Below are 19,384 nucleotides of genomic sequence, written 5' to 3'. Positions count from 1 at the left end.
GCCGAGGGGTGTCAGTCGGTAGTGGCTAGCGCAGGTTTGGTGTTGGCGACGTCGGCGCCAGGTCGCCTAAGCGGCGTTGGTGCTGATCGGTACGTCGATGGCGTCCCGTGCGACCACAATCCCGTCCTTGATGATGTAGCACTCGACGATGTGCTCGCCACGGAAGCTGGTCTGCTCGTGCCGAGCGTTGCCGGCACTGTTGGGCGAGTCGATCTCTCCGCGGATGTTGTCCCGACGCTCGGCCTCGTCTCCGCGGTTCAGCACCTTCCACTTCACTTCGTACGGGTACGAGACACTGCACTCGGTGATGGTGAAGTCGAGCTCCTTGTTCGGAAGCAGCAAGGTCTTGCTCTTGAGCATCTCCCGGAGTGATGCCGGTCGCCATCCGTTCTGCGTGACCTTGCAGTCGATCGCGACCGACTCGCCAATGTCGACGGGGTACCGGCTCTCGATGAACTCCTCGGTGTCCTTGAACGAGCGGGCGGACTTGGTGACCTCCAGCGGAACCGCCGACCCGAACACCTCGCGCCATTTCTTGTTCGCGGAGGCTTTTCCCGTGTTGGCGATGGCATCGAGGCAGCGGTTGTACGCCTTCTTCGCCTTCGGCTGGAACCGCTTCTTCACCCTGACCCGCTGGTTGCTTCCCAACGCGAGGTAGTAGTCCTGGTCCGGCTCATTCATGAGGAACTCGAAGAAGTCCCTGGCCATGAAGTCGAACCAGAGGCTCCCCTTGTCGTTATACTCGGACGTGGCAGAGAAGAACCGGTAGACGAGCGTGTCGATGAGCAGGCCGCCCATTGCCACGCCGTTCGCGTTCTTCCACGCCCGGGCCATCCGAGCGAGGTGGCGCATGTTGGTCGATGTACGGTCGTTGCAGTCCTTCGTTGCAGCGATCTCCTTGCGCGGTTTAGTGACCTTCCAGCCCTCGGCCTTCGTGTCGGGGTAGTCGAAGCTGCCATCGCTGTTCTCGAATGCCGGCTGCACCTCGAACTTGAACTTGTTGCTCGTGAACTGTGCGCGCACGACGCACTGGTCGACGCGTATGTTGGTGTTCGGGTACCGCGCGGTCAGATCGTCCCGAACACGGTTGAGCATCCTCCGCGGTCCCGTCTCGCTGCTGTAGCTCGAGCGCAGGCTGGTCGGGAGGATGTAGATCATGTCCAGGTCCGAGATGCCGCGGATCGCAGTGTGCCGGCCGTAGGAGCCGACCATGAGCCGATTCGCCGTTGAGCCCTCGACCGACCGGAAGTCCTTGTTCAACGCCTTCGTGATCTCGTCGCGGCGTGCGGCGACGGTGGTGCTGGCATCGCCGACCTTCAGGTTCTCGAGCAGGGCATCAAAGATCTCGTCTACCTTCATCGTCCCGCCTCACCTTCATTGAGACGAAGCGCCTCTGGGAGGAACAGGTCGATCTCGCGGGAGGTGAAGGTCAGCTCCTCGTTGTTCTTAAGCCCGTTCTGCGCCCGGCCGTAAGCCTTGGACGTGGTCCGGGGGGCGTCGGCGTAAGCCGCACGCGTGGCCTCCTGGAGCTCGTCGCGGCGCACACGAGCATCCGCAGGCGCCGTCGCACCGGACATCAGGTCGGCGATCAGCGACAGGTACGACTCGCGTACGTCCCACAGCCGCGAGGCGATTTTGCGGTGGGCCTCAGACTCCTCACTAAACTTGAAGCTCTTGGAGGCGAGGCTCAGTGCGCTGACGACGAGGGCGATGAACGAGGTCGCGAGGCTGGTCAGGACCTGGTTGCCCAGCACGCCGAGCACGGACGCGAGGAACGTGCCAGTGCTTACAGCCGTGAAAGCAACCAGCACACCCTGTTGCCACCGGTGTCGCCTGAAGCAGATGTCCGCTTGCTTCTCGTGGGTCTTGTGGCTGTAGACCACTCGGCCGAACGCCTCGCGGACCTGCGCGAGCAGGTAATCCTCTCGCTCTACCTTAGCTGCTGGCTCTATCGCCACTTCTCCCCCGCTGCGTACTCGACCAAGAGGTGGTCTTGCCGGTGGTGATGGAGCCGCTGTAGATGTCGAAGATGGGGCCAGAAGGGTTCGGAACGGGCATGGGCTCCTTCTAGTCTCAATGTCAATTCATTTATGAAGTGCAGATGAAGTCGGCCTTGAGAAAATGAAGTCAAATTTGAGGACCTACAGGCCTGCACCTCAGTCGTGCGACAGGTCGACGAACCGGCTGTAGTGCAGCTGGTGCGCGACGGTGATCGTCGCCGTCGGCCCGGCACGGTGCTTCGCGATGATCAGGTCCGCCTCGCCCGCGCGCGGGTCGTCCCGCTCCCAGGCGTCGGGCCGGTTGACCAGGATGACGAGGTCGGCGTCCTGCTCCAGCGAGCCGGACTCACGGAGGTCGGACAGCATCGGGCGTTTGTCGGTCCGCTGCTCGGGACCACGGTTCAGCTGGCTGATCGCGATCACCGGGACCTCGATCTCCTTCGCCAGCAGCTTCATCTGCCGCGAGAACTCCGAGACTTCCTGCTGCCGCGACTCGACGCGCTTGCCCGAGCTCATCAGCTGGAGATAGTCGAGGACGACGAGTTTGAGGTCGTTGCGCTGTTTCAGCCGCCGCGCCTTCGCGCGGATCTCCATCATCGTCATGTTCGGCGAGTCGTCGACGAACAGCGGCGCTTCGGAGACCTCGCTCATCCGGCGCGCGAGCCGCGTCCAGTCGTCGTCGGACATCTTGCCACCGCGCATATCCGCCAGGCGGATCCGAGCCTCGGCCGAGAGCATGCGCATGACGATCTCGGTCCTGCTCATTTCCAGCGAGAAGATGACGCTGGTCAGACCGTGTTTGATGGACGCCGAACGCGCGAAATCGAGTCCCAGGGTCGAGTTGTGGGTCGGGACCATCGACCGCCCGGCCAGATACAGATGATCAGGAGCGTCGACTTCCACGCATCGGACCGGAACGGACGGTACGGGGCGGACGTCCACGACGTAGCGGAGGTGCGGACGGACGCGAACGTTGGTGAGCCGTTCTTTCTGCAGCAGGTGCTTGCGCTGGAGCCAGAACACCCGATCCTGGGTGGTGAACCCGAGGATGTACGCCGTCGAGGTCTCCTCGCTCCGCCCCTTGACCTTCTTGGTCGTGAGCGAGCAGCGATAGCCGAGGCTGACGATCAGCTCTCGGGTCTGTTCGGCGAGCACCCTGCTCGTCACGGCGAACTGGGCCGCCCCGGAGTGGTTGACGGTGCCATCGGTGTCGAGAAGCCCGGCCAGCAGCGCACGGCGTTGTTCGACGGACGCCCGCAGATAGTCCGCTGGAATGTGCTTGTCGCCGAGGACGCCCATTGTGCGGAGAATCGCCTGAACACTGCCATGTTCGTTGCGGCAGGCCTGGCAGAGGCGCATGCCCGAGGACGGGAGCCCGCAGTCGGGGCAGGTGGGCGCGGGCATCGGAGAACTCCGGAAACGCACCTTGCCACCGCACGAACGGCCGCACGTCCGTACTTGGGAGGTTTGGGGAACGAAGGGTTCTCCGCACACCTCGCAAAGGCGGTGCTCCACCGGATCCGGGGGAACCAGCCGCAGGGTGTACGACATTTCACCGCGGCGTTCCACCAGAAGTCCGGCTTCCGCCTCCAGGTAGCAGATGATCTCCGGGTCCGCCGTGGTGAAGCGCGCACTGGCCGAGTGGCCATCACCCAGCCAGGCTCCGAGCGCATAGGGGTGGAGCGGGAGATCACGCTCGGGCAGTTGCAGCGGAGCCGTTGTCTTGACCGAGTGGTTGGCACGCCGATCCGTGGTCTCACACCGCACGGAGGCCGCCATCTCTTCCGTCGTCCGCACCGCCGGACCGGCGGTCGAGCGGCGGGAAGCCCTCGTGTCGGTCAGCCATTGGTGTTCCGCGTCCGCGAGGATCACCGTGCCGTCCGAGAACTCGACTTCGTAGCAAGGCCGGTCGTCCATGACCTCGGTCGCGGCGACCACGGTCGTCGGACGGCCGTTCGCCCCGATCAGCTGGTCACCGGGCCGGACTTCGCCCATGGTCGTCCAGCCGCGGGGGGTGGCCAGCGGGGTGTCCAGCGCGAGTGCCTTCCCTACACCGGGACGCGCGGCGACGATGATCATCTGGCCGGGGTGCAGGCCGTTGGTCAGATCGTCGAAGTCCGCGAACCCCGTCGGGATGCCCTGCGACTGCCCGCCGCGCGACGCGATCGCGTCGATCTCGTCCATGGTCGGCTGAAGCAGTTCTTCCAGCGCGACGTAGTCCTCGCTGGTGCGCCGCTCGGTGACGTCGTAGATCGCGGCCTGCGCGCGGTCGACGACCTCGTCGATGTTCGCGCCGTCGGCGGCGGCCGCGCCGTAGCCGTACTGCACGATCCGCGTGCCCGCCTCGACCAGACGCCGCAGCACCGCCTTCTCGGTGACGATCTCCGCGTAGTACCCCGCGTTCGCCGCCGTCGGCACCGTCGCGATCAGGGTGTGCAGGTACGGGGCGCCGCCGACACGACCGAGTTCGCCGCGGCGTTCCAGTTCGGCGGAGACGGTGATCGGGTCGGCGGGTTCGCCTCGCCCGTAGAGATCGAGGATGACGTCGTAGATCGCCTGGTGCGCGGGCCGGTAGAAATCGTCGGGCCCGAGGGCCTCGATGACGTCGGCGACGGCGTCCTTCGACAGCAGCATGCCGCCGAGCACGGACTGCTCGGCCGCGATGTCCTGCGGCGGCTGGCGGTCGTATTCCCCGCCACGCGGACCGGGGTCGCTGGGACCCGGGTCGGACTCCGCGTACATCGGATTGCGGTCGTCGGTCAGCGCCACCGCTGCTGCCACCTCCTCAAGCATCGAACACGCGTTCGATTATGCCAGAACTTCCCCGGTCGGTCCGCCTGTGTCCACCGGCCGCCCTCCCTCGGCTCCCGGTGCTCCCCTCGGCCTGGACGACGCCACTGTGCGTACCGGCCAATCGGGCACGGTAGGCCCCCCGAAAGCACCAGCGCAATTTCGCCTGGGGACCGCCCTGTGGACAACCTGGGGATGACTGCGGGCATCCCTTCACAGGTAACCGAAAGCCTGTGTACAACTTGTGGGCAACGAGGGAGTGGTCTGACAAAACCGCTGGTCAGACCCTGTGGAGACACTGTGGAGAACTTTATTCAACTCCGTGCGGCGTGTCGGGCAAAACCCGTCGTTCGGCGTGTCGCACGGCGGCGCACAGAGGTGCCCTGTGGATGAATGCTACGGAGCGTAGAGGCATGACCCGGTGGGCTGAACGGCGTGGAATTCAGGACGCGAACAACCTGCCCTGTGCGCTCCGTAGTCGTTCTCCGAGAACCTGCTGGTCGGCGGGTGTGAAGGCGATTCTCGGCTCGCCACTTCCCGGTACCTCTTCGGTCAGCCACCGGCCCTCGGTCGTATCGATGTAGTTCACCGGGCGTTCGATCCGCTGCCGCGCGCCGCTCCGGCCGCGGGCGGCGACGTACAGGCTGCCACTCCCCAAACGGCGTAACGCGAGGATGCGGCGAAGCTCGTCGGCCTCCTGGCTGCCGGCGCTCTGCCGTCCGCTGCGAAGCACTTCGAAGCCGTCTTCCTGTGCCGTCGACGACGCACGCGAGGTCTCGACCTGACTCTTCGGGACGGCGACCGGACGACCGCGCCCCGGCGCGAGCTTCGGGATCTGGTCGAGGAACTCGGTGAGCAGTTCTTCGGGCCGCACCGAAGCGAGCGCGACGCCGTCGTGTTCGCTGTGCCGGGCGAGTACGAAGCCCTCCCCACCGGCGCTTCCCGCGAGCAGGGTGAAGCTCACCGCCTTGCCTTCGAAACCGCCGTCGACCCAGCCGTAGTACTCCAGGGTCGGCCTGGCGATCGCTTCGAGGGTCGCCTTGAACCCGGGGTGCAGACCCCGCGCACCGAAGAGGCCCTGGCCCGCCAGTTCCTCGTTGGTCCGCTCGTCCTCGGTCCGCTGCGCTTCCTCGCCGTACCAAGTCGGTGTTTCCGACAGGATCGTGTGCGGCTCGCCGCCCCGGCGGCGGATCAGCGTGATGAGGGTGCCGGTCGTGATGGTGACCTGCTTGTCCAGCACCGGAACTGCCCCCTAGTCGTTCATGTCGTCCAGCCCGGGACAAGACAAGCCGGGCGCGGCCCCAATCTTGGCACGCGCCCGGCTTGCCCGTTCGTATTACTCCCCGATCACCGGCGGTGCGGTGAGTTCGTCGGTCCCGAAGATGTCGTTGGGGTCGTCGCCGACGAGGAACTTGGAGCTGCGCTCCTCGTCTTCGCCGCCCTTGCCCTTGGCGCCACCGGCTCCCATACCGCCCATGCCGCCCATCATTCCGCCCGCGCCGCGACCCGCTCCGGAACCGGCACCTGCCGCGCCGCCGCCCAAGCCCGCGCCGCCCATCGCACCCGCGCTGCCGGGCATGGCCGCGCCACTCCCGCTGCCGGGACCGAATCCGGCGCCGCCGCCGGGGCCGAAGCCACCGTCCGGCCCGAAGCCGCCCGCACCGGGGATGTCGGTGCCGCCGAAGCCGCCGCCACCGCCTCCGCCGCCACCCGGGCCGAAGCCGCCGGCGCCGGGGATCTTCGGCGGGGTGAAGCCGGACGCGTTCGTCCCGTCGTCCCAGCCAGGCGGTTTGTAGTTGCTGCCGGGAAGGTTCGGGTTGTACTGCCCGCCGGGAAGGTTCGAGCCCGGCAGGTTGCTGCCCGGCAGGTTGGACCCGGGGAAGTTCGACCCCGGCAGGTTGCTGCCCGGCAGGTTCGAACCGGGCAGGTTCGAACCCGGCGTGCCGATGCCCGGCATGTTCGACCCGGGGACGCTCGGCATCCCGCCGGGCGGCATCGAACCGGGCGGCGTCGAGATGCCCGGCATGCCGTTGTTCCCGTTGCGGTCGCCCTGGCCGCCGCCGTCCTTGTCCTTGTCCTTGCCGTTACCGCCGCCGTTGACGTCGATGTTCGACTTCTGCCCCTCCATCTTGTTGTAGGTGGGGAGGCCCTTGCCGTTCTCGGAGCTGGCCTTGAAGTACTCGTTGAACGCGTCGACGTTCGCCTGACCCTTGGAGTTGTAGTCCCGGATCGCGCGGTCGGTGTCGGTGGTCCACGGGGTGATGGAGTTGATCAGGTTGTTCTTCGGCGGATCCTTCGGGACCTGCTGCACCTTCGCCTTCACCGTGGTGAACGCGGTGTTCTGCTCGCCGAGGTACCTGTCGGAGTCCACCAGCTTCTTGCCGGAGTCGTCCATCCACGCCCGCAGCGGATGCGCGCCGGACTGCTGCGCGGCTTCGGCGCTCTTGCCGGTCCAGGCGGCGTCCATCTCCTTCGACAGGTTGTCGATGGTGGTCAGCCTGTCCTGGTAACCGGCCTTGAGCCGGGTGGCCGCGGCCTGCCCCTCCTGGATCGACCCGGTGCCCGGACCGGTGACGATCTTCTCCCAGATGTTGTAGCAGTCGATCTTGCGATCGCCGCCCGACGCTTCGTAGTCGCCGGATTTCGTGGTCGCCAGGTTGTAGGCCGAGTACCCGGCGATGATCGGCAGCAGGAACACGCGTCAGCCCTCCTTCAACGTCTCGATCATCGCTTCCCCCACTTTGAGCGCGACGGGGCACGGATCGCTCGCGCCGGGCCCGTTGTCGTACTGCACCAGGATGTTGACGGCCAGCTGGTCGGTCACGCCGACGAAGAGACCGCATTTGCCGCTCTTGCGGGCGTCGAGCGACGCGGCGTACACCGCCGGGTACCCGGCGACCTCGGTCGGCTCGAAGTAGTCGTTGTTGGCCTTCGTGTCGTAGACGTCGCTCAGGCCGTTCTTGTTCGCGAGCACCGGGCTGATTTCGATCTGGTTCAGCCGGTCATCCGCGGCGAAGATCGAGCAGCCGGGACCGGCGCTCGTGGTCCGTCGCTCGCCTTCGCCGAGACCGAGCTCGGACCGCTTCGCGGCGGAAAGCGCGGCGCACGCGTCGCTCTCGATCGACGAGGTCTTCAGGGGGTTCGACACCTTGGGCGCGGAGCCGGACGAGCCGCTCGACGCGCTCGGAGCGCCGGTTGTGAAGGACGGCTCCGAGGTGGCGGTGCCGTTCTTGGTGCCCGAACAGCCGGCGACCAGTGCCCCGGCGACGAGGAGGAGAACGAGGGAACGTCGCATCACACGGCCTTGTGCTTGTTGAGCGAGGCCTGCGTCTCGGCCTCGTTCGTGGCGATCTTCTGCTTGGCGGCGGTCAGCTGGTCGATGTAGTTCTTGACGTAGTCCTGCATCTTCTGGTTCTGCTCCAGGAACGCCTTCCCGGACGGGTTGGCGAGCTTCTCCCAGTCGCCGCTCGCGAACTCCTTGCCGGGCGCCTTGACGTTCGCCATCAGGTTCGCGTCGGCGTAGTCCTTCTTGAGCTCGACCTGCAGGTCCGTCCACTTCTTGATGATGCCGTCGATCTTGTCCTTGTCGAAGGCGAACCCGCCGCCACCTCCGCCCGACGTCGAGGGCGCCTTGTCCGGGTTGGCCGGCGCGGACACCGTGACCTTCTCCTGCCGGTTCTGCTCGGCGTTGCTGTCGTAAGCCATTGGTTCCAGATCCCCTTTTGAGTCCCCGTGCCTCAAATGTCGAGTCTCATAATGCCTTGATCCCCCGTCAAGGGCTCAGACGCAGTCCGCGGCCGCGAGGTTCCGCGGAAAGCAAAGGGCGGGACACCTCCGTGAAGGAGACGTCCCGCCCTTTGGCGAAGCGGTGTTACTTGGCCTTGACCTCGAGCCGCACGTCGACGCGGACGTCGGGGTGCAGACGGGCGCCGACCGAGTGCTTGCCCACGGTCTTGATGTGGTCCTTCAGCTCGATGACGCGCTTGTCGAGCAGCGGGCCACCCGCGGCCTTGATCGCGTCCACGATCTCGGCGGTGGTGATCGAACCGAAGAGCTTCTTCGAGCCCTCGGCCGCCTTGCCGCTCAGCTGGATGGCGCCGAGGCCTTCCAGGGTCGCCTTGATCTCCTTGGCGTGGTCGAGGTCGCGGATGCGACGGCTCTCCTGCGCCCGCTTGATCGTGCGCACGTTCTTCTCCGCGCCCTTGGTGGCCACGATGGCGTAGCCGCGGGGGAGCAGGTAGTTGCGCGCGTAGCCGTCTTTGACCTCGACGATGTCGCCGGGCCCACCGAGGTTGGCGACGTCGGTGGTGAGAATGATCTTCGCCATTGACGTGCCTCCTTAGCGTGCGGTCGAGGTGTAGGGCAGCAGCGCCATTTCGCGGGAGTTCTTGACCGCGATGGCGATGTCACGCTGGTGCTGGCTGCAGTTGCCGGTCACTCGACGGGCACGGATCTTCCCGCGGTCGGAGATGTACTTCCGAAGCAGGTTGGTGTCCTTGTAGTCGATGTTCTCCGGGCGGCCCTTCTTCTCGGCCTTGCAGAACACGCAGACCTTCTTCTTGGGCTTGCGGATGGGTGGCTTGGCCACGGTTTTACTCCTGAATTCCTACGTAGTGGTTGTGTCGAGGCGTCTCGCGGGCCGGAGCCCGCGGTGGAGCGCCTGGCTAGAAGGGCGGCTCGTCGGAGAAGCCACCGCCACCGCCGCCGCCACCGGCGGGCGGAGCGGAGCCCCACGGGTCGTCGGCGGGCGGGCCGCTCTGGCCACCACCGCCGCCGCCACCGAAGCCGCCGCCTCCACCGCCACCGGTGCCACGGCTGACCTTGTTCACCTTGGCGGTGGCGTAACGCAGCGAGGGGCCGATTTCATCGACCTCGAGCTCGACGACGGTGCGCTTCTCGCCTTCCTTGGTCTCGAAAGACCGCTGCTTGAGGCGCCCCTGCACGACGACTCGCGCGCCGCGGGTCAGCGACTCGGCGACGTTCTCGGCCGCCTGACGCCAGATGTTGCAGCGCAGGAACAGGGCCTCGCCGTCCTTCCACTCACCGGACTGCTTGTCCAGCGTGCGCGGGGTGGACGCGACGGTGAAGTTCGCGACCGCCGCACCGGAAGGGGTGAAGCGAAGCTCCGGGTCGGACGTGAGGTTGCCGATCACCGTGATGACGGTGTCTCCAGCCATCGGGAAAGTCCTTCGGCTCAGGCCTTGGCGGCGACGGCAGCGGCGCGCTTGATCTCGCGGCGCATGACCTTGGTGCGGAGCACGGTCTCCTGCAGCGAGAGCTGACGGTCCAGCTCCTTGACCGCTTCGAAGCTGGAGTTCAGGTCGAGGAGCGCGTAGATGCCCTCGGCGTGCTTCTTGATCTCGTAGGAGAGCCGGCGACGGCCCCAGACGTCGACCTTCTCGACGCTTCCGCCCGAAGTGCGGATGACGTTGAGGAAAGTGTCCAGCGTGGGGGCGACCGTGCGCTCGTCGAGCGTGGGGTCAAGGATGACCATTACCTCGTAATGGCGTGACACAACCACTCACCTCCTATGGGCTCGCGGCCACGGACTGTCCGTGGCAGGAGGGTTTGTCCAGGTAAGCGTACCTGGGGGTGTTCGGAGCCTTCGCCTCAGGTCAGGAGACGCGGCGCAGGACCCAGGTGCGGACCAGCGCGGCGGTCACGCCGGCGAGGACGAGGACCGCGAGCAGCATGGGCAGCTGGACGTCGCCACCGGGCATGCCGTCGGTCGCGAGGGCTTCGGCGTTGCCCGCGTTGCGGACGTCGGTGCCCTGTCCGGCCTGGCCGTCGGCGCCGGGAAGGCCGTACTGCGGGCCACCCTCACCGGGAAGCGGGCTGTTGGCCGGGTAGCGGACGCCCGGCGCCACCGCGACACCCGGCTGCGCGACCGGCAGGTTGCCGTAGTCGCGCGGCGGGGCGTAGCCGGTGCCGTTGCTGCCGCCGGGGAGCAGGTTCGAGGACGACGGGGCGCCGTTGGTGCTCCCGCCGGTGCCGCCCTGCTGCGGCGAGGTGGTGCCCGGGGTGGGCAGCGTCGGCGCGACGTAGTTCGTGGCGACCGTGGTCAGGCCGCAGCTGCCGGCGACCTTGTGCTCGATCGAACTCAGCGTCTTGTCCGGGTTCAGGCCGAGACCCCAGGACTTGGTCTCCTTGACCGCCTGCCGCACGGCCGCGCCGATCGTCTTGCCGTCGATCGTGCCGCCCGCGGCGTTCGGGACGGAGCCGACGGAGATGGTGTTGACCTTGGCGATGTCGTTCGCGGCGACGTCGTAGAGGGCCAGCGTGCCCGCTTCCTTCGCGCCCGCTCGCACCAGTTCCTTGACCGACGAGCCGGTGATCGCGACGGTGTCGCTCATCCCGCCGTTGACGGTGCCGCCGCAGGCGTTCGCCAGCGTGGTGGCCGCCGAGGCGGTGCCCGCCGTCAAGAGCGCGCCACCGGTGACCATGGTCGCGAGTGCGGTGACGGTGAGCGCCTTGCGGGTGGTCTGCCAGATGGTGGTCTTCCGCACGAGCGCGATCCTCCGGGTCGGTGGGGGCGTCAGGCGGTGCATCTGGTTTTCACCAGGGGGAAAAGCACTGCCAACGGGGATAACGAGGGAGTGACCAGAAAGATACTAGGCGGTAGGCCTAACTTGTAGCGGCCATTCGGCGGAGGACCCAGGTGCGGACGAGCCCAGCGCTGACTCCGGAGAGTGCCAAAACGGCGATCAGCAGCGGCAGTTTCCCGTCTTGAGTGAATCCATCGCTCACGCTCGGTAGCGCCTCGGCCTGTCCCGCGTTCTGGATGTCCGGGTTGCCGGTGGCGTTCTCACCCTCGGCGGTGATGCCGAACTGCGGCGCGTAACCCGGGATCTGACCGCCGTACCGAAGGCCGGGCGAGGGGCTGAAGAGACCCGCCATCGCCATCGGGATGGAGCTGTAGTCGCGCATCGGGGCGTAGCCCGTGCTGACACCCCAAGGAAGGCCGCCGAAGTTCGGGGTGAAGGTGCCGGGCAGCAGCGGGCTGTTCGCCGCCGGGATGCCGGGGCCGGTCGCCGGGTTGCCGCCCTGTGCCGGGGTACCGCCGGGGCCGCCCGTCTGCGGGTTGCCCGCGCCGGGGGTGCCGGGGCCGGGTTTCCCTGGCTGGGGCTGGGTGCCGGGGGCGGGTTTGCCGGCACCGGTCAGCGCGTCGTGAGTGCCGGTGACGGCGCCGTTCAGCGCTTCCGCGGCGGGTGCGCCGATGACCGGGACCGGCGCGACCACGGCGTTCACCACGGTCACCGTCACCTTGCAGACCGTGCCGAGCAGCGCGTTGATCGTGCCGGTGAGGATCCCGGAGACCGGGCCGGCGTGACCGAGGTCGAGCGGGATGCCGAGCAACGGCGTCTTCCCGAGGATCTTGTCGCCGGTCTTCGCGGTCACCGAACCGCCGCAGACGGCGGTCTTGGTCTCGGCGGCGGCGGCCGTGCCGGGCATGGCGAGGGCGGCCGAGCCCGCGAGAATGAAGGCCGAGGCACCCAGGGCTGTCGCCCTCCGTGTCCGTTCGCGCATGCCTTCGACTCCTCCGTCGTCGGGTTCACCTACCTGCACAACGACGCTAATGGAGACAAGTAACGCCCGCTCACTCGATGAGGTCAGGCATTCGAGTGGAAGCGGGCGTCACCGAGGGTGAAGATCAGGCGGGCTTGCCCCGCAGCCAGGCACGGACCAGTGCCGCGGCGACGACGGCCAGCGCCAGCACCGCGAGCAGCAGCGGCAGCTTCGCCGGGGCCACCGGCGCTTGAATGGCCTGCGCCTGGCCGGTGTCCTTCTCGTCGACGGTGGGCGGCGGCACCTCGCCGGGGATGATCTCGGTGATCACCGGCGCCTGGACGAAGTTGCCGGGCAGCAAGGCCGCGTTGCTGATGACGCCCGCGATCGAGTCGCCGCCGATGCCGGTGGAGGAACCCGGGCCGGTCTCGACCGGGAGTTCACTGCCCGGTCCGCCGGGCTGGCCCGGCTTCGGAGGCTGGGGCTGCGGCGGGTTCGGCCCGGGGGTCGGCGGCTGCGGGCCGGGGTCCGGCGGGATCGGAAGCTCGTCCGCGACGCCCTGGGTCAGGTTGCCGACCGCGTTCACCACACCCTGCGCGGGCGGGCAGACGCCCTTCGCCGCGAGGTCGCCGACCGCGTTGTCGGTGAGTCCGGTCGCCTTGACCAGGTCGCCGACCGGCAGCGAAAGCAGCGGCTTCCGGCCCTCGGCCGTCTTGGCCTTCGAGTCCAAACCGACCGTCAAGGCCTCGGGCGAGTTGAGCGGGGCGCCCGCGTCGAGAACGAGGCCGTTGGCGGACTTCCCGTTCTGCAGCGTCGAGGCGCAATCGCCGGAAAGGGTCGGATTCGGTTCCGCGGCCATCGCGATCGCCGGGAACGCGAGTCCGGCCGAAACCGAAAGTGCGAAACCCAGTGCCGTGATCCGCCCGGCAGTCTTCCCCATCGAGTTCGTCCTCCGCCTCTCAAGACCCAACGCGGTTTTAACGGAACGCGCTCACGCTACCCCACGAGCGTGACCATCCGGCCCGCGCCGGGGAGAAACCGGCGCGGGTAAGTTGCCAGCATGAAAATCGGTGCCCATGTCCGCGACGACGATCCCCTCTCCGCGGTCGCCGAACGCGAAGCCGAGGTCCTCCAGTTCTTCCTTTCCGACCCGCAGGGCTGGAAGGCTCCCAAACCCCACCCGCACGGCGAGGCGATCAAAGAATCGCCGGTCGAGGTGTTCATCCACTCGCCGTACCTGATCAACGTGGCGTCACTGAACAACCGCATCCGCATCCCGTCGCGGAAGAACGTCACGCAGCACGCGAACGGCGCGGCCGAGATCGGCGCGAAAGGGCTCGTCGTACACGGCGGCCACGTCGGTTCTTCGGAAGACGTCGAAGAAGGCCTCGTCAATTGGCGCAAGCTTTTCGAGCGTGAGCAGGAGAAGGGCGGCTTCGCCGTGCCAATCCTGATCGAGAACACAGCGGGCGGCGACAGCGCGATGACCCGCGACCTCGACACGATCGCCCGGCTGTGGGACAAGGTCGGCGAATTCGGCGCGGGCTTCTGTTTCGACACCTGCCACGCGTACGCGGCGGGCTGGGACCTGAGCGAGGCGGTCAAGAAGGTCAAGGCCATCACGGGCCGGATCGACCTGGTGCACCTCAACAATTCGCGCGACGAGTTCGGTTCCACCAGGGACAGGCACGCCAACGTCGTCGGCGGCGACGGCACGATCGACCCCGAGGTGCTGGCCGCGGTCGCGGCCGAGGCCGGCGCTCCGGTGATCGTCGAGACCCCGGCCGACGGTCAGGCCGCCGACATCGCCTACCTCCGCGAACGCGTCGCCTCCGCCTGACCTTCCGCGTTTGGTCCTCTGGATGAGCCCACGCATTCAGAGGACCAAACGCGTCAGTCGTCCTCGCTCTTTCGGCGCCGCATCTCGGCACGCGCCGCGAGCAAGGTGCGCTGCTTGACCATCTGGGACACGAGCGCCGCGGTGTCGCGTAGCGCCTCGCGGGTGTCGAGTTCGTAGTCGTAGTCCGACGACTGGTAGCGGGCCCAGGCCAGCTCGGCGTCGGTGCCGACAGCGGTCGACCGCAGCCACATCACCGTGGTGTCGATCATCGAATCCAGCTGGGCCAGCCGCGCGTTCAAGCCGCCTGCCGCGCCGGTTTCCGGGGCGAGCGCGAACCGGCTGGGCTCGTCGGCGGCCTCCCCCAGCATTTCCCGCACGGCGTCGTCGGTGAGTTCTTCGGCGTCGCGCGGCACCTCCGCCGCGAGGTCCCAGCGGGCTCCCGTGAAGCGCTCGACCATGGTGATCGCGGAGTACCCGTGCAACGTCGTGGTGCGGTACACGACCGTGCCGTGCGCCAGATGGAACGCCATGCGCGCAGGCTACTCAAGCGGGAGCTCCTTCCCTCCTCAGCGGGAGGGCCGGACGGTCGCGGGCCGGAAGGCTCGTTTCCACCAGGACGGTCCTGGCACTGGAGGGAAAGCCATGAACATCAAGTCGAAGATCGCCGCTGTCGCCATGTTCGCCGTCGTGGCGGGCACGCTGGGGGCGACGCAGGCGAGTGCGGCGCCGAAGCAGGGTTCGGTCGTCTTGGGATCGGCGGGCGGACCGCTGACGTTCCCCGGCTACGACAACGACCCGGTCCGCTTCGACTTCGCCGCTTTCGGCGAGCCCGGCAAATCCTCGGGCCGGTTCCACGTGAATCATCAGACCAAGGACGGGAAACTCGTCGCCGACTTCGACGGCCGGGTCGACTGCGTCGCCCGCGCGGGCGACCTCGCCATCCTGACCGGCGTGATCGAACGTGCCGACATCCCCGGCCTCCCGGTGGACGTCGTCGGGCGTCGAGTCGGTTTCTCGGTGCAGGACGTGCCGCGCGGCCACGATCGGATCGGCTGGAGCTGGGCTTACGGCGGAATCGAGCACGACGTCCTGCCGTGCACCGGACCGGTGCCGTTCTTCCCGACGACCACGGGCGGCTACACCGTCCGCTGAATCGGCTTGACCCTCCCGCCACGAGAGGGTCGACCCTGATCCGCATGATCGAGAATCGGACCGTGTACCGGGCGGAGGACGGCGAGCACGTCGGCTTCGTCGTCCCCGCGCCGGACACACGTTGGCAGGCACTGACCGTTTTCGGCTACCCGCTCGGCGGGCCGGCCGCCTTCGACGACTCCGTCGCGTTGCTGGAGGCCGAAGGGCTCGCCGTCCTCGCCGACCGCTGGTCGGTCAAACACGGTGAGGACTGGTTCACCTGCCGTCTGGTCGAGACCTCGCCCGAAACGGTCGTCGTCCAGATCAGCGACTTCGGTGCCGAGGACTTCGGCAAGCGGATCAGGCTGGAACGTCCTGGGCCCGAGGTGTTGAAGCGCGCTTAGCGTCAGGTGCCCCGTCGAGGAAGCCACCCACCGGATCGTCGTCTCCGGCGAGGCGGACGGGGTCCTTGCGCGGCCGGTAGATGTCCCGGATCACCAGCGCGCACAGGCCGATCACCGCGAGGTCGCGGACGACGACGGTGCCGAGGAACCAGTCCTCCGGCAGGCCTTTGTGATCGACGCCGAGGTAGTACATCATCCGCGGCGCCCAGACCAGCGCGTCGATGATCATCCAGCCGAGCAGCAGCCGCCAGCGCGGGATCGCGAGCACCGCCAGCGGGACGAGCCACAGCGAGTACTGCGGGCTCCACACCTTGTTGGTCAGCAGGAACGCGGCCACCACGAGGAAGGCGAGCTGGCCGAGCCGCGGACGGCGCGGTGCCTTCAGCGTGACGTACCCGATGCCGGCGCAGGCGGCGAGGAACAGCACCGCGACGACGGCGTTGAGCACGACCGGCGTCTGGCCCGCGGCGAGTTTCCCGTCGAAACCGGTCCAGCCGGAAAGGTGGGAGAACACGTTGTAGAGCGAGTCCGGATCCATCGGGCGCACCGTGTTGAGCCGGAAGAACTCCCACCAGCCGGTCGGCGCGGCGAGCGCGAACGGGACGTTGACGACCACGAACGTCGCCACGGCCAGCCCGGCGGCGAGCGCCCACTGTTTGAGCTTGCCCGCGCGCAGGCACAGGAAGAACAGCGGGATCAGCAGGAGCAGCGGATACAGCTTCGCCGCCGCGCCGAGGCCGAGCAGGAACCCCGCGACCTCGGGCCGTCGCCGGGCCCAGGCGAGCAACGCCGTCGCGGTGAAGGCGGTCGCGATGGCGTCGAAGTTGGTGAAGGTGTGCACCAGCACCAGCGGTGAGATCGCCACCAGCACCGCGTCCCACGGGCGGCGTTTCAACGACCGGCCGGTCGCCCACACCGTGACGAGCCAGGCCAGCGCGAGCCAGAGCGCCGAAATGTTGAAGTAGACGGCGACCGGGAGCGCGCCGGGCAGCCAGCCCGATTCCGCGACCGAGAGCCAGGCCTCGGTGAGCTTGGCGTTGATCCACTGGAAAAACCCGGTCGCGACCGGGTACTCCATGTACCGCGTGGTCTCCTTCGCCGTTCCCTCGTCCTCGACCCATGAGGTCACGTACGGGAAGGTGTCGGATTCGTTCAGCCGCTCGGAACTGTAGAGCGGGATGATGTCCGAGTAGCACATCGCGACGAACGGGCGCCCCGCCCGCCAGTCGAGCTGGTTCATCCCGGAGTCGTCGGTGTACTGCTGGATGCAGGACGCCTTGCCGAACCACGAGAGCAGCAGCGCGAGGCAGGCCAGCAGCAGCCCGACGCGTTGCGGCGACCAGAACCAGTGCCGTCCCACGGCGGCGTGTTCGCCGAGCGGACCGCCGATCGGCCGGGTGGCCGCGGCCACGAACGGTTCGTTCCAGCTCGGGATGACCCGTTCGCCCGGGGTGAGGGAAAGCGGGGCCTCGCGCTCCGGCGGGGTCGTCTGGTCGGACACGTGGCGGATGTTAGCGCCTATCCGGGTGACCCCCGGTGATATCGCCTCCGTCGTAGAACCCGGCGAGCACCTCGGCCGCCGCGCCGAACGCCACGACATCGTCGCCCATCTCGTCGAGATCGACCTGGATTCGTTGCCAGTGCGGCAAAGGCAGCAGTTCCCGCAACCGCGCGGCGACCGTGTCGCGGTACACCTCGGGCTCCGCGCGGACCGAACGCCCGGTCAGCACGACGCGTTCGAGGTCGAGGACCTGGACGAGGTCGGCGAGCCCGATCCCCAGCAGTCCGGCCGCCTCCTTCGTGGTCGCCGCCGCGTTGTGCAGCACCTCGACGCAGCCGCGGCGCCCGCACGCGCAGCGCGGCCCGTCGTAGGCGAGCGTCGTATGCCCGAACTCACCCGCGTTGGTGCGCGGCCCGCGGTACAGCCTGCCGTCGATCAGCAGGCCGACCCCGATCCCGGTGCCGACGAGCACGACGGCCGTCGCGGCCTGGTCGCCCTCCGGCCAGTGCTGGGCGAAGGCCGCGGCGTTGGTGTTCTTGTCGAGCCGCACGGGCAGCCCGGTGCGTTTCGCGAGCAGGTCGCGCAGGGGGACGTGGTGCCAGCCCGGCATGTTCGTGGCGTCCCGGACCACTCCTTCGAGGTGGTCGAGCGGTCCGACGGTGCCGACACCGAGGCCGAGGACACGTTCCCGCTCGACACCCTCGAGCAGCGCTTCCGTCGCTTCGCCGAGGGTGGAAACGGCCTGGTCAGGAGTGAATCCCGGAGACAGCGGGCCGCTCTCCGACGCGACGACCTTCCCGGCGAGATCGGTCCTGACCACCCGGAAGGAGTCCCGGTCGAGCTGCGCGCCGAGCGCGTGCCGGGCGCCCGCGCGAATACGCAGCAGCGTGCGCGGCTTGCCGACCCCGGACGCGGGCTGGCGTTCCTCGTCCAGCAGGCCGGCCTCGAGCAGTTCGGGGACGATCTTCGAGACAGCCTGCTGAGTGAGCCGGGTGCGTTCGGCGAGCTCGACGCGGCTGAGACCGCCCGCGCGCAGGATGTGCGCGAGCAGCAGCGCCCGATTGTGCTGGCGCAGGCCGCGCAGATTGACCCCGGTCTCCGGCATAGCGCGCATCCTCCCACGACTGGCTGATTACGCAACACTGTTGTTTAATGGAGGCATGGCTGACTTGCGAGTGGGGATCTTCGGATACGGCATCGGCGGGCGCGTCTTCCACGCCCCGCTGATCAGCGCGACGCCGGGGCTGACCCCGGCCGCCATCGTCACCTCGAACCCGGACAGGGTCGGGCAGGCCAGCGCCGATTATCCGGCCGCCGACGTGCTGCCGGACGCGGACGCGTTGTTCGCGAAGGCCGACGAGCTGGACCTGGTCGTCGTCAGCACGCCGAACCGCACGCACGTCCCGCTCGCGCTTCGGGCGATCGAGGCAGGCCTGCCCGTCGTCGTCGACAAGCCCTTCGCGCCGACAGCGGCCGAGGCGGCGAAGGTCGTCGAGGCCGCTGAGGCCAACGGCGTCGGACTGACGGTGTTCCAGAACCGCCGGTTCGACTCGGACTTCCTCACCGTCCGGAAGCTCCTCGACGCGGGCCGCCTCGGCGACGTCTTCCGCTTCGAGTCGCGCTACGACCGTTGGGTGCCGAAGCCGCGGGACAACTGGCGCGAGTTCGGAGACCCCGCCGAGGCGGGCGGGCTGCTCTACGACCTCGGCGCGCACATCGTCGATCAGGCGCTGCAGCTGTTCGGCCCGGTCTCCGAGGTCTACGCGGAGGTCGACAAGCGCCGCGCCGGGGTGTCCGTCGACGACGACGTCTTCGTCGCCCTCCGGCACACCAACGGCGTGCGCTCGCATCTCTGGGCGTCCGCGCTGGCGGGGACCCGGAACCCGCGGTTCCGCGTGCTCGGCGACAAGGCGACTTTCACCAAGTACGGCCTCGACGTCCAAGAGCCGCAGATCAAGGACGGCCTGCGGCCCGGCGACCCCGGCTGGGCGGTGGAACCGCCGTCGGACGCCGGAAAGCTCGGCGTGAACGACGACGTCGAGACGGTGCCCACCGAGGTCGGCCGCTACGAGGACTTCTACGCGCAGGTGCGCGACGCGCTCCTCGGCAAAGGCGGGTTCCCTGTCGATCCCGCCTCCGCCGTCGAGGCGCTCCGGGTCATCGAAGCCGCCCACCTCTCGGGTGCCGAAAGGCGCGTCGTCATCCTCTGACC

At 68.1% G+C, this 19,384-nt stretch carries 21 protein-coding genes; 4 read left to right on the top strand and 17 right to left on the bottom strand.

Annotated features, from left to right (window positions below):
• Positions 1-66: 66 nt before the first annotated feature.
• From HDA45_RS20565 to HDA45_RS20500, 14 genes are all read right to left on the bottom strand, one after another.
• Entirely contained in the window at positions 67-1,359 is a 1,293-nt protein-coding gene (locus HDA45_RS20565; protein WP_184897729.1) for a nucleotide-binding domain-containing protein, read from the bottom strand.
• Positions 1,356-1,958, bottom strand: a complete 603-nt coding sequence (locus HDA45_RS42410; protein WP_343072114.1) for an SLATT domain-containing protein — start codon at positions 1,956-1,958, stop codon at positions 1,356-1,358. The genes HDA45_RS20565 and HDA45_RS42410 overlap by 4 nt, the downstream gene beginning before the upstream one ends.
• A 198-nt stretch (positions 1,959-2,156) precedes the next feature.
• Positions 2,157-4,769, bottom strand: coding sequence for a replicative DNA helicase (gene dnaB / locus HDA45_RS20555; protein WP_343072296.1), 2,613 nt, complete (start codon positions 4,767-4,769; stop codon positions 2,157-2,159).
• A 463-nt stretch (positions 4,770-5,232) separates the two neighbouring features.
• The gene (locus HDA45_RS20550) at positions 5,233-6,030 is read right to left on the bottom strand and encodes an ESX secretion-associated protein EspG (protein WP_184897727.1); all 798 of its coding nucleotides are present in this window, start codon (positions 6,028-6,030) and stop codon (positions 5,233-5,235) included.
• 96 nt (positions 6,031-6,126) lie between these two features.
• Complete coding sequence (locus HDA45_RS20545) at positions 6,127-7,488, bottom strand: PPE domain-containing protein (RefSeq protein WP_184897725.1); 1,362 nt, start codon at positions 7,486-7,488, stop codon at positions 6,127-6,129.
• 3 nt (positions 7,489-7,491) lie between these two features.
• Positions 7,492-8,085 (bottom strand): DUF3558 domain-containing protein, encoded by a 594-nt coding sequence (locus tag HDA45_RS20540; protein ID WP_184897717.1) that lies wholly within the window; start codon positions 8,083-8,085, stop codon positions 7,492-7,494.
• The gene (locus tag HDA45_RS20535; RefSeq protein ID WP_184897715.1) at positions 8,085-8,495 is read right to left on the bottom strand and encodes a hypothetical protein; all 411 of its coding nucleotides are present in this window, start codon (positions 8,493-8,495) and stop codon (positions 8,085-8,087) included. Before HDA45_RS20535 ends, HDA45_RS20540 begins: the two co-directional genes overlap by 1 nt.
• Positions 8,496-8,661: 166 nt before the next feature.
• Positions 8,662-9,117, bottom strand: a complete 456-nt coding sequence (rplI, locus tag HDA45_RS20530; RefSeq protein ID WP_005168124.1) for a 50S ribosomal protein L9 — start codon at positions 9,115-9,117, stop codon at positions 8,662-8,664.
• A 12-nt stretch (positions 9,118-9,129) separates the two neighbouring features.
• Positions 9,130-9,378, bottom strand: coding sequence for a 30S ribosomal protein S18 (gene rpsR, locus HDA45_RS20525; protein WP_005168122.1), 249 nt, complete (start codon positions 9,376-9,378; stop codon positions 9,130-9,132).
• A gap of 76 nt (positions 9,379-9,454) precedes the next feature.
• Positions 9,455-9,967, bottom strand: coding sequence for a single-stranded DNA-binding protein (locus tag HDA45_RS20520; RefSeq protein WP_101611516.1), 513 nt, complete (start codon positions 9,965-9,967; stop codon positions 9,455-9,457).
• 17 nt (positions 9,968-9,984) lie between these two features.
• A complete protein-coding gene (gene rpsF / locus HDA45_RS20515) occupies positions 9,985-10,305 on the bottom strand; it encodes a 30S ribosomal protein S6 (RefSeq protein ID WP_174720483.1) in 321 nt (106 codons plus the stop codon).
• A 100-nt stretch (positions 10,306-10,405) separates the two neighbouring features.
• Positions 10,406-11,296: a hypothetical protein gene (locus tag HDA45_RS20510; protein ID WP_184897713.1), complete on the bottom strand. Its 891-nt coding sequence runs from the start codon at positions 11,294-11,296 to the stop codon at positions 10,406-10,408.
• Between the two features lie 118 nt (positions 11,297-11,414).
• Positions 11,415-12,317 carry a hypothetical protein gene (locus HDA45_RS20505; protein WP_184897711.1) on the bottom strand — a complete coding sequence of 301 codons (903 nt, stop codon included), beginning with the start codon at positions 12,315-12,317 and terminating at the stop codon, positions 11,415-11,417.
• A 124-nt stretch (positions 12,318-12,441) separates the two neighbouring features.
• Positions 12,442-13,236, bottom strand: a complete 795-nt coding sequence (locus tag HDA45_RS20500; RefSeq protein WP_184897709.1) for a hypothetical protein — start codon at positions 13,234-13,236, stop codon at positions 12,442-12,444.
• Positions 13,237-13,356: 120 nt separating this feature from the next.
• Between HDA45_RS20500 and HDA45_RS20495 the strand changes: the two genes are divergently transcribed.
• Positions 13,357-14,136 carry a deoxyribonuclease IV gene (locus tag HDA45_RS20495; RefSeq protein WP_184897707.1) on the top strand — a complete coding sequence of 260 codons (780 nt, stop codon included), beginning with the start codon at positions 13,357-13,359 and terminating at the stop codon, positions 14,134-14,136.
• A 53-nt stretch (positions 14,137-14,189) separates the two neighbouring features.
• On the opposite strand, the gene HDA45_RS20490 is transcribed toward HDA45_RS20495, so the two are convergent.
• Complete coding sequence (locus tag HDA45_RS20490; RefSeq protein ID WP_184897705.1) at positions 14,190-14,666, bottom strand: hypothetical protein; 477 nt, start codon at positions 14,664-14,666, stop codon at positions 14,190-14,192.
• Positions 14,667-14,778: 112 nt separating this feature from the next.
• Between HDA45_RS20490 and HDA45_RS20485 the strand changes: the two genes are divergently transcribed.
• Positions 14,779-15,288: a hypothetical protein gene (locus tag HDA45_RS20485; RefSeq protein ID WP_184897703.1), complete on the top strand. Its 510-nt coding sequence runs from the start codon at positions 14,779-14,781 to the stop codon at positions 15,286-15,288.
• A gap of 44 nt (positions 15,289-15,332) precedes the next feature.
• Positions 15,333-15,671, top strand: coding sequence for a hypothetical protein (locus tag HDA45_RS20480; protein WP_221471193.1), 339 nt, complete (start codon positions 15,333-15,335; stop codon positions 15,669-15,671).
• Here the strand turns inward: HDA45_RS20480 and HDA45_RS20475 are convergent.
• Positions 15,628-17,172: a glycosyltransferase 87 family protein gene (locus HDA45_RS20475; RefSeq protein WP_184897701.1), complete on the bottom strand. Its 1,545-nt coding sequence runs from the start codon at positions 17,170-17,172 to the stop codon at positions 15,628-15,630. The two genes, HDA45_RS20480 and HDA45_RS20475, sit on opposite strands and share 44 nt — an antisense overlap.
• 10 nt (positions 17,173-17,182) lie before the next feature.
• Entirely contained in the window at positions 17,183-18,277 is a 1,095-nt protein-coding gene (locus HDA45_RS20470; RefSeq protein WP_184897699.1) for an ROK family transcriptional regulator, read from the bottom strand.
• A gap of 55 nt (positions 18,278-18,332) precedes the next feature.
• Here HDA45_RS20470 and HDA45_RS20465 point away from each other — a divergent pair, with 55 nt between their 5' ends.
• On the top strand, positions 18,333-19,382 hold the full coding sequence (locus tag HDA45_RS20465; RefSeq protein WP_184897697.1) for a Gfo/Idh/MocA family oxidoreductase: 1,050 nt from the start codon (positions 18,333-18,335) through the stop codon (positions 19,380-19,382).
• Positions 19,383-19,384: the final 2 nt, after the last annotated feature.

Origin of the sequence: Amycolatopsis umgeniensis (genome assembly GCF_014205155.1) — a bacterium.
GTDB lineage: Bacteria > Actinomycetota > Actinomycetes > Mycobacteriales > Pseudonocardiaceae > Amycolatopsis > Amycolatopsis umgeniensis.
The sequence above is the reverse complement of the archived record's forward strand: the minus strand, read 5'-3'. Positions and strand labels throughout refer to the sequence as shown.

Coding starts and splice junctions, on each gene's coding strand:
- HDA45_RS20485 (WP_184897703.1), top strand. CDS start 14,779: ATGAACATCAAGTCGAAGATCGCCGCTGTCGCCATGTTCGCCGTCGTG.
- HDA45_RS20480 (WP_221471193.1), top strand. CDS start 15,333: ATGATCGAGAATCGGACCGTGTACCGGGCGGAGGACGGCGAGCACGTC.
- HDA45_RS20540 (WP_184897717.1), bottom strand. CDS start 8,085: ATGCGACGTTCCCTCGTTCTCCTCCTCGTCGCCGGGGCACTGGTCGCC.
- HDA45_RS20465 (WP_184897697.1), top strand. CDS start 18,333: ATGGCTGACTTGCGAGTGGGGATCTTCGGATACGGCATCGGCGGGCGC.
- HDA45_RS20500 (WP_184897709.1), bottom strand. CDS start 13,236: ATGGGGAAGACTGCCGGGCGGATCACGGCACTGGGTTTCGCACTTTCG.
- HDA45_RS20505 (WP_184897711.1), bottom strand. CDS start 12,317: ATGCGCGAACGGACACGGAGGGCGACAGCCCTGGGTGCCTCGGCCTTC.
- HDA45_RS20565 (WP_184897729.1), bottom strand. CDS start 1,359: ATGAAGGTAGACGAGATCTTTGATGCCCTGCTCGAGAACCTGAAGGTC.
- HDA45_RS20520 (WP_101611516.1), bottom strand. CDS start 9,967: ATGGCTGGAGACACCGTCATCACGGTGATCGGCAACCTCACGTCCGAC.
- rplI (WP_005168124.1), bottom strand. CDS start 9,117: ATGGCGAAGATCATTCTCACCACCGACGTCGCCAACCTCGGTGGGCCC.
- HDA45_RS20490 (WP_184897705.1), bottom strand. CDS start 14,666: ATGGCGTTCCATCTGGCGCACGGCACGGTCGTGTACCGCACCACGACG.
- HDA45_RS20535 (WP_184897715.1), bottom strand. CDS start 8,495: ATGGCTTACGACAGCAACGCCGAGCAGAACCGGCAGGAGAAGGTCACG.
- HDA45_RS20495 (WP_184897707.1), top strand. CDS start 13,357: ATGAAAATCGGTGCCCATGTCCGCGACGACGATCCCCTCTCCGCGGTC.
- HDA45_RS20470 (WP_184897699.1), bottom strand. CDS start 18,277: ATGCCGGAGACCGGGGTCAATCTGCGCGGCCTGCGCCAGCACAATCGG.